This is a genomic window from Streptomyces pyxinicus, from assembly GCF_024753135.1.
GTDB lineage: Bacteria > Actinomycetota > Actinomycetes > Streptomycetales > Streptomycetaceae > Streptomyces > Streptomyces pyxinicus.
On sequence record NZ_JANUGP010000016.1, the window covers coordinates 108,462 to 124,695 of the forward strand.

Annotated in this window: 14 protein-coding genes; 6 read left to right on the forward strand and 8 right to left on the reverse strand. The window is 73.4% G+C overall.

Translation table 11 applies throughout. From position 1 onward, the window contains the following. Positions 1-63: 63 nt before the first annotated feature. Together NX794_RS21190 and NX794_RS21195 are read left to right on the forward strand one after the other, a co-directional pair. Positions 64-492, forward strand: coding sequence for a VOC family protein (locus NX794_RS21190; RefSeq protein WP_258780203.1), 429 nt, complete (start codon positions 64-66; stop codon positions 490-492). Between the two features lie 123 nt (positions 493-615). Continuing rightward, positions 616-1,227 carry a hypothetical protein gene (locus NX794_RS21195; protein WP_428985939.1) on the forward strand — a complete coding sequence of 204 codons (612 nt, stop codon included), beginning with the start codon at positions 616-618 and terminating at the stop codon, positions 1,225-1,227. Positions 1,228-1,278: 51 nt separating this feature from the next. On the opposite strand, the gene NX794_RS21200 is transcribed toward NX794_RS21195, so the two are convergent. Beyond that, on the reverse strand, positions 1,279-1,968 hold the full coding sequence (locus NX794_RS21200; RefSeq protein WP_258780205.1) for a glycosyltransferase family protein: 690 nt from the start codon (positions 1,966-1,968) through the stop codon (positions 1,279-1,281). A gap of 177 nt (positions 1,969-2,145) precedes the next feature. On the opposite strand from NX794_RS21200, the gene NX794_RS21205 reads away from it, so the two are divergent. The 4 genes from NX794_RS21205 (at position 2,146) to NX794_RS21220 (ending at position 7,217) form a co-directional block, all read left to right on the forward strand. Then, entirely contained in the window at positions 2,146-3,351 is a 1,206-nt protein-coding gene (locus NX794_RS21205; protein ID WP_258780207.1) for a glycosyltransferase, read from the forward strand. A 31-nt stretch (positions 3,352-3,382) separates the two neighbouring features. Then, the gene (locus NX794_RS21210; RefSeq protein WP_258780208.1) at positions 3,383-3,775 is read left to right on the forward strand and encodes a cupin domain-containing protein; all 393 of its coding nucleotides are present in this window, start codon (positions 3,383-3,385) and stop codon (positions 3,773-3,775) included. A gap of 62 nt (positions 3,776-3,837) precedes the next feature. Next, positions 3,838-4,854 (forward strand): trypsin-like serine peptidase, encoded by a 1,017-nt coding sequence (locus NX794_RS21215; RefSeq protein WP_258780210.1) that lies wholly within the window; start codon positions 3,838-3,840, stop codon positions 4,852-4,854. Positions 4,855-4,913: 59 nt separating this feature from the next. After that, positions 4,914-7,217: a trypsin-like peptidase domain-containing protein gene (locus tag NX794_RS21220; protein ID WP_258780211.1), complete on the forward strand. Its 2,304-nt coding sequence runs from the start codon at positions 4,914-4,916 to the stop codon at positions 7,215-7,217. Between the two features lie 29 nt (positions 7,218-7,246). Here NX794_RS21220 and NX794_RS21225 read toward each other — a convergent pair whose 3' ends face one another. The 7 genes from NX794_RS21225 to NX794_RS21255 form a co-directional block, all read right to left on the reverse strand. Next, positions 7,247-9,691, reverse strand: coding sequence for a hypothetical protein (locus NX794_RS21225; protein ID WP_258780212.1), 2,445 nt, complete (start codon positions 9,689-9,691; stop codon positions 7,247-7,249). 204 nt (positions 9,692-9,895) lie between these two features. Next, complete coding sequence (locus NX794_RS21230; RefSeq protein ID WP_258780213.1) at positions 9,896-11,110, reverse strand: CaiB/BaiF CoA transferase family protein; 1,215 nt, start codon at positions 11,108-11,110, stop codon at positions 9,896-9,898. Between the two features lie 52 nt (positions 11,111-11,162). Beyond that, on the reverse strand, positions 11,163-12,410 hold the full coding sequence (locus tag NX794_RS21235; RefSeq protein ID WP_258780214.1) for an acyl-CoA dehydrogenase family protein: 1,248 nt from the start codon (positions 12,408-12,410) through the stop codon (positions 11,163-11,165). A gap of 134 nt (positions 12,411-12,544) precedes the next feature. Next, positions 12,545-13,510 carry a 3-hydroxyacyl-CoA dehydrogenase family protein gene (locus tag NX794_RS21240; protein WP_258780216.1) on the reverse strand — a complete coding sequence of 322 codons (966 nt, stop codon included), beginning with the start codon at positions 13,508-13,510 and terminating at the stop codon, positions 12,545-12,547. Further along, positions 13,510-14,550, reverse strand: coding sequence for an HAD-IIIC family phosphatase (locus tag NX794_RS21245; protein WP_258780218.1), 1,041 nt, complete (start codon positions 14,548-14,550; stop codon positions 13,510-13,512). The genes NX794_RS21240 and NX794_RS21245 overlap by 1 nt, the downstream gene beginning before the upstream one ends. Beyond that, on the reverse strand, positions 14,547-15,734 hold the full coding sequence (locus NX794_RS21250) for an acyl-CoA dehydrogenase family protein (protein WP_309506012.1): 1,188 nt from the start codon (positions 15,732-15,734) through the stop codon (positions 14,547-14,549). Before NX794_RS21250 ends, NX794_RS21245 begins: the two co-directional genes overlap by 4 nt. Further along, positions 15,727-16,035, reverse strand: coding sequence for an acyl carrier protein (locus NX794_RS21255; protein ID WP_258780219.1), 309 nt, complete (start codon positions 16,033-16,035; stop codon positions 15,727-15,729). The genes NX794_RS21250 and NX794_RS21255 overlap by 8 nt, the downstream gene beginning before the upstream one ends. Positions 16,036-16,234: the final 199 nt, after the last annotated feature.

Sequence of the window (16,234 nt, forward strand, 5' to 3'; positions counted from 1 at the left end):
GAACCGTTCGAAACAGGGGCCGCCCCTCCGTGCGGGGCGGTGCCCTTCGGGTATCTTGCGCCGATGTCCACGATCAGGAAGTTCCAGGTCACCTTCGACTGCGCGGAACCCGAGCGTCTCGCCCGCTTCTGGTGCGATGTGCTGGGGTACGTGTTATCGCCGCCACCGGCGGGGTTCGCCACGTGGGACGACTACCACCGCTCCCGGGCTCCCGAGGACCGGGGCGCCTGGTCCGCCTGCGTCGATCCCTCGGGGGCGGGCCCGCGACTGTTCTTCCAGCGCGTCCCCGAGGGCAAGGCCGTCAAGAACCGGGTGCATCTCGACGTGCGAGTCGGTACCGGACTCGTGGGGGAAGAGCGCCTGGCCGCGCTCGAAGCCGAGTGCGCACGGCTGGTGCCGCTGGGCGCGGTACGCGTGCGACTTCTGTACGACGGCCACGACTCGTGCATCGCCATGCGGGACATCGAGGGCAACGAGTTCTGCATCGACTGAGTGCCCGCCGAATCCTGTTACCGAATGCGGACAGACGGCGATGAACGACCGTACAGCGAGCGTCATCTGACGGGGTGTAACGGAAAGCGCGACCGCATCCCTACACCTACCCGGGGGTTTCCCATGATGACCACTCGCCGTACCGTCCGTTCCGCCGCCCTGGCCGCCGTCGTCGCCGCCGCGGCGCTGTCGCTGACCGGCTTCCAGAGCGGGGGCGCGAGCGGTGCGGACAGGGACGGTGCCGGCGTACGGACCGTCGCCGCGCACCACGTCACCGCGTCGACCGCCTCGACCGCGTCGTCCGCCTCGGCCAGGAAGGCGTCCCCGGTCCGTACCCAGAAGCTGGCGGACGGCAGCAAGGCCGAGATCTACGAACTCGGCGCCCAGCACTACCTCGCGAAGATCATCAGTCGTGGTGACGTCCTGGCCACGCTGGAGACGAACGACAGGGACGCGGGGCTCGACGCCAACGACATGTTCGTCGTCCTCACCCTGGACGGCCAGGTCCACTCCTGGATGGGCGGCGGCCACCAGGGACCGGGCACCTTCAAGCTGGCGGGCGGCTGGACGGCCAAGGTCACCAAGGTTGGCGAGCTGCGGTACCGGGCGCAGATCCTCGGCCACGGCGGCGCGGTGTACGGCACGCTGGAGGCGAACGAGCAGGACGCCGGCGTCGACGCCAACGGCGTGTACATCGTCCTCAGCGCCGGCGGGGTGATCAGCGCCCATATGTGATGCCAGGGGGTGGCTGTGTCGCGCTTGCCGGGGAGGGCGTGGGCAAGCGCGTCAGCCCCCGGGCGTGTTGTAGTTGACGATCCGGTCCACCATGAGCGCGACCGCACCGACCAGGGGGCTGTCCACCTCCTCCCCCACCACGTCCGGCAGCCTGTGCGCTTCGTGCTCGGCGGCCGCGACCATGCCCCAGAACGCGTTGTAGCCCGAGGGGTCCGTCGGCTTGTCGGTGGCCGCTTGCACGGTGCGCAGGCCGCCCGCCTCGACCACGGCCAGCGCGCCCATCTGCCGCAGGATGCCAGGATCGCGCTCCTCGGCCGCCACGACACTCCACCCGGTCATTTCCGTGTGCCGCACCGCGGCGAGGAGACTGCCCGCGCTGTCCACGCCGGAGACAACGATGTCAGGCAGGACCAGGGCCACCGGTCCTTCGGTCAGGGGCAGAGCCGAGCGGACCGCTCCGTCGAGACCGGGTTCGTACGACTCGTTCTGGTACACGAAGACCATCTGGAATGTCTCGGCATAGCGCGCCAGATAACGCACCGTCTCCATCTTGTGCGCCCCGAACACGACGACCAGACGCACGTTGAGCCCGCTCTTGGTCAGTTCGACCACCGCCTCCAGACTGCGGTCCAGAACGGTGACCCCGGGTCCCAGACAGTGCAACTCCTTCGGATAGGGGGCGCTGAAGCGCGTCCCGAACCCGGCGCAGGGCAGGATGACCGAGATGTCGGGCGTGAACACCGAGGAACTATGCATGCGGCAGCTTTCCGGTTGGCGCGACCATCACGGACCTCGTGCGCCCCATCAGGCGGGGCAGCCCACCGTAACCGCTGGACAGCCGGCCCGGAAAGGACACCGGGACTCGCCGTGATAGGAAGTCGGCGTCGAACATGCCGAGTTGGCGAAAGAGGGCGCACCATGCGGGTGTTGTTGTCCACCTACGGCACGCGTGGCGATGTCGAACCGCTGGTGGCACTCGCGGCGCGGTTGCGGGCACTCGGCGCACAGGTGCGGATGTGCGTCCCGCCGGACGACGAGTTCACGCGACGGGCGGCCGGTCTCGGGGTGGACGTGATCCCTGTCGGGCCTCCGGTGCGCGTGGTGACGCGCGGCACCGGGCTGCCGTCGGCGGCGGAGTTGGCCCGGTACCGGAGCGCGCTGCTCGGCACCCAGTTCGAGGTCATCCCGGCGGCGGTCGACGGCTGCGACGTACTGGTGGCGGCCGGACTGGCCCAGATCGCCGCGCGGTCCGTGGCCGAGGCGGCGGGCGTCCGCTACGTGTACGCGAGTTACGCGGCCGTCCACCTGCCGTCGCCGCACCACGCGCCGCCGCCCCGGCCGGGCTGGCCCGAGCCGGAGACGCGTGACAACCGGACGCGGTGGGAGCTGGACGCCCGTAGCGTGAACGCGCAGTTCGCCGATGATCTCAACGGCCACCGCGCCTCACTCGGCCTGCCTCCGGTGGACAACGTCCGCGACCATGTCCTGACCGACCGGCCGTGGTTGGCGGCGGATCCGGCCCTGGGTCCATGGCCCGGCGCCCCCGGCCTCGACGTGACGCAGACGGGCACATGGCGGCTGCCGGACGAACGGCCGCTCCCGGCGGACCTGTTGGCCTTTCTGGGCGCCGGCACGCCGCCGGTGTACGTGGGCTTCGGCAGCGCGCGCCCGGCGCAGGACATCGCCGACGGGGTCATCGAGTCGCTCCGCGCGCTGGGGCGGCGCGCGCTCGTCTCGCGCGGCTGGGCGGACCTGGGTCTGATCGACGACCGGGACGACTGCTTCGCCATCGGCGAGGTCAACCAGCAGCGCCTGTTCCGCGAGGTGGCCGCCGTGGTGCACCACGGCGGCGCGGGTACGACGGCGACGGCCGCCCGCGCCGGCGTGCCCCAGGTGGTGGTGGCCGGCCAGGTGTCCGACAACCCGTACTGGGCCGGCCGGGTCGCCGCGCTGGGCATCGGGGCGGCACTCGACGGCCCGGCTCCGGGCGCCGAGTCCCTGAGCCGCGCGCTGAAGACGGCGCTGGCGCCCGAGACCCGGGCGCGGGCGAAGGCGCTGGGTGCCGAGATCCGCGCCGACGGGGCACAGGTGGCGGCGGACCTGCTGGTCGACAGCCTCCGGTGAGCGGAGGCGACGGCTGCTAGCGTGCGGCCGCATGGAAGACGGTGTTTACGTGGGTCACGCGGGCAAGGACGCGGCACTGGACCGGGGTTGGCTGCTCGGCCACTTCAAGGAGCCCGGCGACCCTCGGCACAGCGACGCCGTCGAGGTCAAGTGGGGAGTCCATCCACGGGGTGAGCGACGCGCCCGGTGGGTGCGGGGAGAGGTGCGGACGGCTCTCCTGGTCCTCGTCTCGGGCCGCTTCCGCCTGGAGTTCCCCGGCCGTGAGGTGCTGCTCGCGGAGCAGGGCGACTATGCCGTCTGGGGCCAGGGAGTGGATCACTCCTGGGTCGCGGAGGAGGACTCCGTCGTACTCACCGTGCGGTGGCCCTCGGTGGCGGGGTACGCCGTGGAAACGGCGGCGGAGCAGGCGAGTTCGGGCGACTGAGGAGTCCCCGGCGAGTAGCGTGTCGGGCCTCGGCAGCAGTGGTGCACCGACGGGGGGCAGGCATGGAGTACACGCAGATCTTCGGCGACGCCGAGGTCAGGGAGGAGTTCCTCGACCGCTTCACGGAGATCAGGGACGCGGTCATGTCGTCGGGCGGTCTTGAAGGGGTGGGCGCTCTGGAAGGCATGCTCCAGGTCGACCGGGCCGGCGACGCCGTCAAGCGGATGGCCGAGGGCACCTGGCACGGTGACGGCGACAGCGGTCTGGAGGCCATCGTCAGGAAGTTCGGCCGGCCGGTCTACCTGATCCGGCGCAACACGTTCGCCACCGCGGCCGACGCTCCCGACGACGACGCGGAGAGCCTGGTGATCGCCGCCCGGGTCAGTGCGGCCCGCCGCAGACTGGAAGGCGTCATTCCCAGTGTGGGACGGGTCGACCTGCGCAACCACGACGAGACCTGGGTGGGAACCGCCTGGATGGTGGCCGACGGGCTCGCGGTGACCAACCACCACGTGGCGAAGACGTTCGCGACCAGACGCGGCGACGGATTCGTGTTCCGCGAGAGTTCCGGCGCGCGCGTGCACGCCTACGTCGACTGGTACCACGAGCACGGCCGGACGCGGGAGTCCCGGTTCAGAGTGACCGAGGTGGTGTGGATGGAACCGGACCCCTCCTGCGACGCCGCCCTGATCAGGCTCGCCCCGGCCGGCGAGGACGGCGAACCGCTGCCCCCTCCCATCCCGCTGGCCGAGGGCGACGAGGGGGTGCGGGTGGGCCGTTGGGTGGGTGTGATCGGGTACCCGTGGACGGGCCGCCACGACGATCCGGCGGACCGCACGCGCATCTTCGACGGGATCTTCGAGTGCAAGCGGCTGGCGCCGGGCCGGATCATCTCGTTCGAGGGTGACCGGTTGATCCACCACGACGCCACGACACTCGGCGGCAACTCCGGCTCCGTCGTCGTGGACCTGGACACCGGCCGGGCCCTGGGCCTCCACTATCAGGGCTGGCCCAAGCGGCGGAACTACGCCGTGCGGGCCGCGTCCGTGGCCCGTCTCGTCCACCGGCACGCCTCGTGACCGCACGACGGCCGGATCCACGGGGGACGCTCCAGGCCGTCACGTCGCCCACCGCCGGCATGCAGTCGATCCAGGAGTCCAAGGCCGTCCTCACCGCCGCCGAGCAACAGGTGGCCCGGCTGGAGCGGGACGGGATCACGGTGGCGACCGGGTTCCTCGTCGGGCCGGCCCTGCTCCTCACGGCGGGCCATGCCGTCGCGCTGTCCCTGGGTGCGTCCGGGGCCGAGCCGGTGAGAGGGATGACGGCCGTCTTCGACCACCGGGACGGCACGGGGTGGTCTTCCGCCGGGGGCTGGGAGCGCGTCCGGCTGGCCGAGTTGCTCGACTCCAGTCCGCCGGCCGCGAACGACCCCGTGCCGGAGGGCATGCGCACCGCCGAGGACGGCCTCGACTTCGCCTTCGTCCGGCTCGCGGGGCATCCGTCCCCCGTGCGGGACGCTCACGGGGTGCTCCGGCCGCGCGGCTACTACCGGCTGTCGGACGAGGAGTTCGTGTTCACCGCCGAAGGGCTGTACCTCTTCCACTACTCCCAGCGCGTGACCCCGGACCACGCCCAGACGCAGCGGACGCGGCTCGGCGAGGACGGCCGGCGTGTCCGCTACCGGGGCGCGAACACCCTCGACGGCGCGTCGGGCAGTCCGCTGGTCACCCGAGCCGGCCGGGTGGTGGCTCTCCATCACGGCCACAACGGCGGCTGGAACCAGGGCGTTCCGGCCGCCCTGATCGCCGAGCGCATCCTGGCCGGACCGCATGCCGGATCGCTGCGCGGCGCCCTCGACGCACCACCGCTCCCGAGCCACGCCGACACGTTCCGCGCCGTCGCCGCCCCCGCGGGCGACGGCTCGGCGGCCGTGCGCGGGGCCACGGCCGTGGGCGAGGCCATGGGGGCCCTGCTGGGACCGCACCGCCCGCATGCGACGGTGCCCGGCCCGGACGGTGAGCCCGTCCGGGCGGCCGACGCCCGCCAGGTGGCCGGGTACTTCCGCGACGCCGGCCCCGGCCAGGCCCTCGGCATCGGCCCGGTCGTCGAGGCCGCTCGTACGATGGCAGCGTCCGCCGGAGACGGAGCGGTGACCGCGGCGGTCCTGGCCGCGGCGCTGATCCGGGAGACGGCCGGCCACCTCGGGACGGACACCGCACCTCGCGACATCATCCGGCAAGCCACCGAGGCCGGGGATGTGGCACGTGCCGCGCTGGCCGCGATGACCGTGCCCTGCCCGCGTCCGGACGGCGTCGCCCGCAGCGCGACCGCGGACCGCGAGCTGGCCGAGGCGGTGTCGGCCGCCGCACTGCTCGCGGGCCCGGACGGCGTCCTCGTCTGCGAACCCGGGGCCACCCGGGACGTCGAGCGGCCCGTGCCGGGCCACGGCCTGCGCCTGCCCGCGGGGAACGCCTTCCCGTACACCGCGGACACCCCGGAAACCGACCCCTGGACGCGTCACATCCGGCTCGTACGACCGTACGTGCTGCTCCTCGACCCGGTGACGGGCGACGGCGAGGCCTTCCGCAGACTGCGCGGTCGCCTGGCCGCGGAGGGCAGTCCGCTGCTGGTCCTCACGACGGCGGACGCGTCCGATCCGCGCGCCGGCCTGTTGCGGTCCCTGGGCGATCCGGCCGACGGTCCGGTGCCGACGGTCGTGCGCGTGCCCGTCGGCCCGGGCCGCCTTGACCCGCTGCGGGCGCTGGCCGTGCTGACCGGGGCCACGGCACTCACCGCGGACTCAAGGGTCCTGCCGGGTGCCGCCTGGTTCGACGTCCTGGGACGTGCCGAACTGGCGGTGGTCTCCGGGTCGGAGACCGTGCTCGTGGGCGGCCACCACGATCCGGCGGCCCTCCGGCGCTGGATCGCCTCCACCCGGGAGTTGCGCTCCCTGACCGACTCCGGCGCCGAACGCGCGGCCCTGGACGCGCACCTCGCCTGGCTGACCTCCCGGGCCGTCACCCTGGCGATCGGCGCGGACACCGCGGCGGACCTGGTCCCGCGTACGGCCGCGGCCGCCCGGGTGGCACACGCGGCACAGGCCGCGCTGCGTTCGGGAACCCTGCCCGGCGGCGGGCTCGCGCTCCTGCGGGCCCGCGCCGCGCTCCCGCCCGGTTCCGAGGCACCCGGGACCCACGCGGTGCGGGCGGCGCTCGCCACGCCGTTCCGGGTGCTGGCGGCGCGAACCGGGCTGGGCCGGGACGAGGTGGAGAGGCTGTGCGCCGTCGCCGATCCCGAACTGCTCGCCGGCGAGCGGCCGTTCCGTGCCCCGGACGGGGGTGAACCCGAGGACGCTGCCGAGACCGTGCTCCTCGCCCTGGACGCGGCCCTGGCCGCCTTGACGGCGTTCCTCGGCACCGTCGGCACCGTCGGCACCGGGTGAGGACATGCGCGGGCACACTCGCGGCGCGCCTACGGCGTCCGTCCGCTCGCGCCGGCCGAGGGGTCCGCGGTCCGGCTGAGGTGGTCCTGCACGTCCTTGTGCCGGAACTGGTAGACGCCGCCCACCTGCCGGAGGGCCGACACGTCGTGGGCGCGTTCGAGGAAGCCCATGAGGTTCCACGGCAGATCGCCGCGGGCCCAGAGCAGGCAGCGGGCGACGACGTAGCGCGGCCAGGTGCGTACCGCGAGGGGGACCCACAGTGCCAGGACCACGAGGAGCACACTGCCCTCGACGACCTGTCCGGCTCCGGTCGGGGAATCGGCCATGATCACGGCCATACCGGTTCCGGCCACGGCGGCGACCGCCAGGCCCCACCCGGCGACGAGTCTGCGGTCCCCGCGCAGCAGGGTCTTCGGGGAGGTGGAGTCGTCGGCGGGCGCGGGCGCCTGAAGCCAGTTCAAGAAGCCCGACACGGTGCCCAGTACCATGCCGGCCAGGGCGAACGCGAGCATGCTGGCCGCCACGTATGCCGGTCGGCTCTGTCGCTCCCAGGCGGCCGAGGAGGGTGAGGTCACGGCCCGCAGCGCCGCCCAGAACAGCAGTCCGAGGACGGCTCCGGCGACGAACCCGGTACCGGTGCCGCCCGCGAGCCGGCGCAGGAACCCGGTGCCGGGGCGGAACCAGCGCGGCCCGCGCACCGGGCCGCCCGCGCCGAGCAGACCGGCGGGGATGCCGAACAGCAGGCCGCCGATGAGTCCGATGAGCGGCCCCCCGGACGCGTCACCGGGGACGGCCCCGAGGAAGCCGAGGATCGCGCCCATGGGCGCGCCGACGGCCAGCGCGGTGGAGGTCCGCCCGAACCGCGGGTTCCCCGGGCTGCCTTCCTCCGCCTCCGCCGCGGGCTCGTCCGCGGCGGACCGGGCCGGCGCGGGCCCCGCGCGCAGGGCCCGGTCCAGCCAGGAGGCGACACGCTCCGGACCCCACCAGGACACGAGCGTCCCGGTGCCCAGGGCCGCGCAGCCCAACTGGAAGGCGGCCAGGACGCCTTCGTGCGTGTCGACCGCGGACGCGGTGGTGATGCCCCCGGACGCGGCTGCCAGCAGCCCCAGCAGACCGCCGTAGACACCGTGGTGGACAGCGCCGCTCAACTCCCACCAGGCGAGGTCGGTGCGGTCCGTCCGCTCCAGATGACGGGCCAGGAAGGACAGGTGTCGCCGCGCCCTGGGCCAGGTGTCGGGGGTGAGGCGGTGGTCGAAGAGGACCCGCACCGCGTTGTCGAGGATGGTTGCCCGCACCTCGGCGGGGGCGCAGCGCACCAGTCGCTGGAACGGGGTCTCGTCCTCGGTGTCCGCGTGGGCGTAGAGGTCGGCGAAGAGGGTCACGGTCAGGGGCGAGGTCAGTGCCTCGCCGAGGGCCGCCAGCAGGTGCGGGCTCACCTCGGCTGCCGGGCCGGCGGAGTCCGCCGCGGCGCGCACCTGGGCGGTCCAGCGGTCTCCGGCCGGCCCGTCGGCCCATCGGCCGTCCGGGGAGACGAGCAGGGACCAGCTCGGCCCGGGCAACGGCATCCCGCGGTCACGCGCCGCGTCCACCTCGCTCTCCAGCACCCCCCAGCCGTGTTCCAGCCGCCCGATCAGGTCGGCCCACTCCGCCCGGCCGGGGCCGCCCCGTCCCAGGCTGTCGCGCAGGTAGCCGGTCACGTGCGGGAAGGCCAGCTCGCGCGCCTCGGTGACCGAGGCCCCGTGCAGCACCGGGCCCCTGGCCAGGGCTCGCCCGTACTCCTCGGTGCGGCAGGCGAGGATTACCGGCCGTCCGGTGGCGAACGCCCTGCGGATGCGGGTCAGCACGCGTACGAGCCGCCGCGGCGGAACCTCGTCGAGTCCGTCCAGGCAGGGCAGCACATGGCCGTCGCGCAGCAGGTGGCGGGCGGTCGCGGCCGAGCCGGTCTCGGGGTATTCGGTGGCCAGCCGTCCCGCCAACCAGTCCAGCAGGTCGTGGCGGCGCGGGTCGTAGGAGCTGAGGGAGAACAGGACGGGCACCGGGGCGGCGGCCGTCGTGCCGTGCGGGTCCTGTTCGCGGATGCGGCACAGTTCCAGCAGGAACAGCAGCAACAGGGTGGACTTGCCCGAACCGGCGGGCCCGACGATCACCAGGCGCTGCGGCACCAGCGCCGTGAAGGACTCGACGAGCCCGGGCATGTCCGCCGTGGTGCCGGTCAGACCGCGCGTGCGGCCGTCGGAGAGGGCGGGCGGGGCGGGCGCCCACTGGGTGTGCAGCAGCCGGGGCCGTTCCTCGTCCGGGGTGAGGCCGCGCTTGTCGGCCTCCTCGGACCACTCACGCCGTACGGAACCCTGGAGTCGTTCCAGCAGTTCCGCGCGCTGCTGCCCGCTGGGGTACTCGTCCCTGCCCCGGCGCGGTGAGCGCGCGAGCAGCAGGGCCCCGACGACGAGCCCTGCCAGGACTGACATGAGTGCCATGTGCGCCGCGCCCTCCCGTTCGGCCCGCGCGGCGGCACCGCCCGAGCGCGCACCGCACTCTAATGACGCGGTCAGCGCGCCGTCCGGCCGTCGGGTCGCTGCGAGGAGGGTGGGCACGGCAGTTGCATGACGGCCGGCTGCTCATCCCGGCGTGGGCCGGGGCCGGCGCCGGGGACGCCCTCTTGTCCGCTCCCCCGGGTGCCGTCAGGTCCGTCGGGCCCGCAAGATGGCCCGTACCTCGGCACGTACCTCCTCCGTGTGCCGGCCGAGTGGCGGGCAGTGCCGGCGCAGGGCGGCGGGGGTGTCGGAGAAGTGGAAGGGGGTGCCGATCACGCGGTAGGCGCCCTCGTCGGGGTGGTCGGCCAGGGCGAGCATGCCGCCCTGGGACCAGTACTCGTGCTCGCCCGCGTGGTCGAGGTCGAGGACGGGGGCGAAGGGGATGCCGGCGCGGGCGCAGAAGTCGGCCCACTCGGCGCCGGTGCGGGTGGGGGTGTACTGGGCGATCAGGTCGTACAGGTCGCCGATGTGCTGCCGCATGCTGTCTCGGTCGGCGAACCGCGGGTCCTCGGCCAGGTCGGCGCGGCCGACCTCCTGGAAGAAGTCCCGCACATTGGCGACCGAGTAGGGCAGAACGCAGGCGTACCCGTCCTTGGTGGGGACGGCCTCGTGCCGGGGCGCGAGGGAGCGGGGGAAGCCGACCTCGCCGTGCGGGGGCTCGAAGGCGCGGCCACCGATGTGTTCCAGCAGGGTGAAGGCGAACATGGTGTCGGCCATGGGGACTTCGACCCGCTGGCCCCGGCCGGTGCGCACGCGGGCGAGCAGGGCCGCCTGGACCGCCTGGACGATGGCCAGGCCGCAGACCTTGTCGGCCATGACGGTCGGCACGTAGGCGGGTTTGCCGGTGGCCCGGCGCATCAGGTCGACCATGCCGGAGGTGGCCTGGACGACCTCGTCGTAGGCGGCCCGGTCGGCGTAGGGGCTGTCGGAGCGGAAGCCGGCCGCCTGGCAGTACACGAGGCGCGGGTTGTCCTCGGCCAGGTCGTCGTAGGTCAGGCCGAGCTTCTTCAGCGCTCGGGGGCGCATGTTGGTGATGAGGACGTCGGCGGTGGCGATGATGTCGAGGGCGTCCTGCCGGCCCTCGCTCGTCTTGAGGTCGAGCACCACCGAGCGCTTGTTGCGGTTCAGGTTGAGCATCAGCGCGCCCAGCCCGTCCTCGGTACGCCGGTGCAGTTGGCGCATGACGTCACCGCCGGGGGCCTCGATCTTGATGACGTCGGCGCCGAGGTCGCCGAGGATCCGGGCGGCGTACGGTCCCATGACGACGGTGGCGAGGTCGACGACCCGCAGCCCGTCGAGCGGCCCGGCCGGGCCGTCGGCGGTGTCGTGGGGGTGCTGCGCGGGGGCGGGGTGTCCGGTCATGCCGGCGGGCTCCTCGGGTGGTGGGGGGTGCGGTGGTCGGGCCGGGGCACGGTCAGACGAAGGCGCTGATGCCGGTGGCGGCGCGGCCGACGATGAGGGCGTTCATGTCGCGCGTCCCCTCGTACGAGTAGAGGGCCTCGGCGTCCGCCCAGAACCGGGCCACCTCGTGGTCGAGCAGGATGCCGTTGCCGCCGAGGATCTCCCGGGCGTGCGCGACGACTTCGCGGACCCGGCTGGTGCTGAACATCTTGGCCATCGACGCCTGCTGGTCGGTGAGCCGGCCGGCGTCCTGGAGCTGGGCGGCCCGCACGTTCATGGCCTGGCAGGCGGTGATGTCGGCCAGCATGCGGGCCAGTTGGTCCTGGACGAGCTGGAAGGCGGCGATCGGCTTGCCGAACTGCTCGCGCTCCAGGGCGTAGGCGCGGGCCGCCTCGTAGGCGCCCATGGCGCAGCCGACGGCGTTCCAGGAGACGCCGAGCCGGGTGGCGCGCAGCACCTTGGCGGTGTCCTTGAAGGAGTGCGCCTCCTGGAGCCGGTCGGCCTCGGGGACGCGGACGTCGCGCAGGTCGATCTCCGCGTTCTGCACGCTGCGCAGGGAGACCTTGCCCGCGATGCGGTGGGGGGTGAAGCCGGGGGTGCCCTTCTCCACGACGAAGCCCTTGACCTCGCCGTCGGCCTCGTCCTTCGCCCAGACCACCACCAGGTCGGCGAAGGTGGCGTTGCCGATCCACTTCTTGCGGCCGTTCAGGATCCAGGTGTCGCCCTCGCGGCGGGCGGTGGTGGTCAGGCCGCGCGCGGTCCCGGAACCGACGTCCGGTTCGGTGAGGGCGAAGGCGGCCAGCTTCTCCCAGCGCAGCAGGGCGGGTATCCAGCGCCGCTTCTGCTCCTCGCTGCCGCACTCCATGACCGTGGCGATGCCGAGTCCGCTGTGCACCCCGTAGAAGGTGGCGAACGACGGGTCCACCCGGGCGAGTTCCATGCTGGTGAGTCCGGCGACCAGCGCTCCCCTGCCGGGTGCGCCGTAGCCGCTGAACTGGAGTCCGGCTATGCCCAGTTCCGGGAGCTGCGCGATCAACTGGTGTGGGAACTCGCCGCGTTCCCAGTACTCGTCGGCGATGGGCGCGACGTTCTTGCGGGCCCAGTCACGGACGGCGGCGATCCGTTCCTGGTCCTCCGGCGGCACCAGTTCCCCGATGTGGAAGAAGTCCGCCTCGACGGCGGCCGGATCGGCCGCGTGGATGCGCACGGCGGTCCGGCCGCCGGCGTGGTGCTCGTGGGCGGACTGGGGGTGCTCGGACATGACGGCCCCTTCCGGGTTAAGGTGCGGCGGTCCACACGTCCTCCCGATCCCGTCCAGGCGATCGATGTAGACGGCAACTAGAGTGGCCGCGATCGGCCGCCGGAAACCTCCCGAGCCACGTCCGGTCCGTCACATCACAGAGGTATCCCCGTGGGCGGCCGGTCAGGGCCGGTCGTGGAGGGGCCGGCCCGGTGTGCGGCCGGATAGGTGTGGAAGCCGCGTCCGCTCTTGCGCCCGGTGGCGCCCGCCGCCACCAGTCGGGTCAGGAGCGCACAGGGCTCGAAGCGCGGGTCGCCGGTGCAGTGGCGCAGTACCTCCAGGGTGTCCAGGACCGTGTCCAGGCCGATGAGGTCGGCGGTGGCCAGGGGCCCCATCCGGTGGCCGAAGCAGTCCCGGAAGACCTCGTCCACGCGTGCGGCGTCCGCCGTGCCCTCCTGTACGACGGTGGCCGCCTCGTTGAGGGTCAGCATCAGCACCCGGTTGGAGACGAACCCCGGCGCGTCGGAGACGACGAGCGCCTTCTTGCCCATGCCGGCCAGCAGCGCCAGCGCCCGGTCCATGGTCCGCCGGTCGGTCCGTGCCGTACGGGCGACCTCGACCGTGTCCGTGACGGGTGCGGGGTTCATGAAGTGCAGGCCCAGGACCCGGCCGGGCTCCTCGGTGACCTCTGCCAGCCGGGATATGGGGATCGCGGAGGTACAGGAGGCCAGGACGGCGTGCGGCGGACAGTGGCGGTCCAGTTCCCGGAAGATCTCCTCCTTGACCGGGATCCGCTCCCGCGCGCATTCGATGACGAACGCGGCCTCGCCCAGGTCGGCGAGGGCGGCGCTCCACCGGACGGGGGGTGCCGGGCGCGCCCTGCCCGGGCCGAGCAGGCGGCTCAGCCGCTGTGCCTGACGCAGCCGTCGCGGCCCGGTGTCGAGGGCGGCCGGGTCGGTGTCGACCACCACGACCGGGTGGCCCGCCGAGGTGAGGCACTGGGTGATGCCCAGGCCCATCACGCCCGCGCCGACGACCCCGACCGGGGAGGGTCGCTCGTCCGTCACGTCCGTCACGTCCATCGCATTCACCGCGTCCGCCGCGTCCGCCGTTTCCGTCATCACCCGGTCCTCTCCTCTTCGAAAGCCACCCGGACGTGCCCGGGCCGTGCCGGGCGTGGCCGGGCCGGGTCGACCGCCAGGACCATCCGTTCGCCGTCCTGTTCCAGGACCTCGAACCCGGCGAAGCGCAGGGTCACCAGCATGGCCTGGTTGACGGGGGTGGGCAGGAAGTGCGCGACCGGGCGGAGTCCGGCCGCGAGGGCCCGGCCCACCAGGTGTTCCAGCAGCGCGCCGCCGGCTCCCCGGGACAGCACCCGGCAGGAGGTGAGCAGCAGGAGGAGTACGGCGTCGGTGCCGGTCAGCTCCGAGACGGTGAGCCCGATCGTGCCGTACGAGCCGAAGCGGTCGCGCAGTGCGGCGACGAGCACCTCGTGGCGCGGCGAGCGGCACAGCCGTCGTAGCTCCGGGAGGTCGAAGGTCACTCCGGTGGTGTTGAGCTGGTGGGTGCGCACGGTCAGCTCCCGGGCGCGCGCCAGGTCCTCCTCGCCGGCCCGTCGTACGGTCATCACCAGGTCGAGCGAGGCCAGGAAGTCCCCGCGGCTCCCCGGGAAGTCCCGTTCGGCGTCGCCGCGCAGCCGCTCGACCCGGTAGAGGCCGCGCCGGCCGCGTGCCTCCGCGGTGCCGGGCCCGGGCCGGAACTCCGCGAGCGAGGCCAGGCCGCCGACCTGGTCGGCGCGGTAGCAGCGCACCTGGGGCAGGGCGGAGGCGACCTCGGACCGTTCGGCCGGGTCGTTGTCCACGAAGGCCACGGCGTCCAGGGGTATGCCGAGGGAGCGGGCTATGCGTCGTACGGCGTCGGCCTTGCTGCCCCAGCCGATCTCCACCTCGGAGAACCAGGTGTCCAGTCCGAGTGCGGCCAGGTGGGCGGTGGACGCGGCGCGGTCGCCACGGCCGGCGACGGCGTGCAGGACGCCGCGCCGGTCCAGGGTCTCCAGGGCGCGGACGGCGCCTTCGAAGGGCGGGGGCCGGTCGCCCTCCAGGACCACGCCGTCCCACAGGGTGTCGTCCAGGTCCCACACCAGGCACTTGACCGTGTTCACCACGGCGCCCCCTCGGCCGCCGTACGGCCGGCGGCGGGCCGCGCCACGGCGTGTTCACGCAGCGCGAGATCGCCCATCCGCACCTCCGCGACCAGTTCCGCGCCCTCGATGAGCTGCGTGATCCGCGCGTCCCGGAAGAAGCGGCCCACCGCGCTGCCGGGTGCGCAGCCGGCGGCCCCCAGCAACTGGACGGCGTCCTGGCTGACATCGGCCGCCGTGCGTGCGGCGGTGTACTTGGCGACGACGGTGTCGGACAGGGCGGCCGGTGTGCCGTCCTGCCGGGACTCGGCCGCGCGCAGGCACAGGGCGCGCGCGGCGGCGACGGCGGCGAGCCCGCGCCCGAGGGCGGCCCGGACGGCCTGGTGGTCACTGAGCCGGACGCCGCCCTGCACGCGGGCGGCGGTGTGCCGAGCGGCGAGTTCCAGACAGGTCCCGGCCATTCCGGCGCAGCCCCAGGCGATGGTGAAGCGTCCGTGGTCGAGGGCGGTGCCCACGACGTGGGACAGTCCGAACCCGGCCGGTGCCACCTGGTCCCGGGCGGGCAGGCGTACGCCGTCGAAGCGCACGTGGGCCACATGGGCGGCGCGCAGGCCGAGTTGGCCGCGCACCGGGTCGACACAGACACCGGCGCCGCCGGCCTCGACCAGGACGGTGGCCGGCTTGCCGTCGAGCCGGGCGAGGACCAGGAAGACGTCGGCGATCTCGCCGAGGCTGACCCACCTCTTGGTGCCGTGCAGGACGAGATCGGTGCCGTCGCGGCGCAACTCCGCTTCCACCGCGCTCAGTTCGGTGCCGGCGCCGTCCTCGGTCGCGGCGAAGGCGGCCAGCCGCTCGCCCCGGACCAGCGCGGGCAGCAGCCGGGCGCGCTGTTCGTCCGTGCCCCACCGGGAGAGCGCGGCGGCGACCATGCCCTGGACGGTGACCACACTGCGCAGTGCCGTGCACACGCCGCCGAGGCGGGCGCACAGCGTGCCCAGCGCGGACGCCGACAGCCCCCGTCCGCCGTGCCGCGCCGGCAGGTCGGCGGCCAGCAGTCCGGCGTCGCCCAGTCCACGGACCAGGCCGTCGGGCAGCCGCTGGACCCGGTCCCAGTCGTCGGCGTGCGCCCGCAGCCGGGTGAGGGCGTCCCGGTCCTCCGGGGCGGCGGCGAGGCGGGCGAGGTCCGTTCCGTCCGGTTCAGTCATTCCCCGGTCCTCCCGGGCGTCGTTCGACGGCCGCCCCGGCGCGTTTGCGGTGCACGAAGGCGGTGGTCCGGCCGAGCGTCCGGAAGTTGTCGAGGTCGAGATCTTCCACGTCGATGCCGACGCGGAAGTGCTGTTCCACGAAGGTGACCAGTTCGAGCGCGAACAACGAATCCGCATTTCCCTGCCGGAAATAGTCGTCGTCGGCCCCGAGGTCAATTCCCGGAAAAACTTGGCCGAAAAAGGCCCTCAGTTCGGCGAGGACATCGTCGGGTGGCGGATCACCTGATGGTTGATCTTTCACACGGCCTCCCTGAAAGGACGGGCACGGAACGATCACCGCGGATCACGGGAATCCCTCGGCGCGCACCATAATGGAGAGGGGGTGACGGTGGTCGTCAATACCCTCACGTGCGCCGGATGTGGCGGAAAACGTGTGCCGGGTGGTGCGAAAGAGGTTTCTGACCGGTAAGGGGTACCCATCGGACCGGACATTGCCGCGC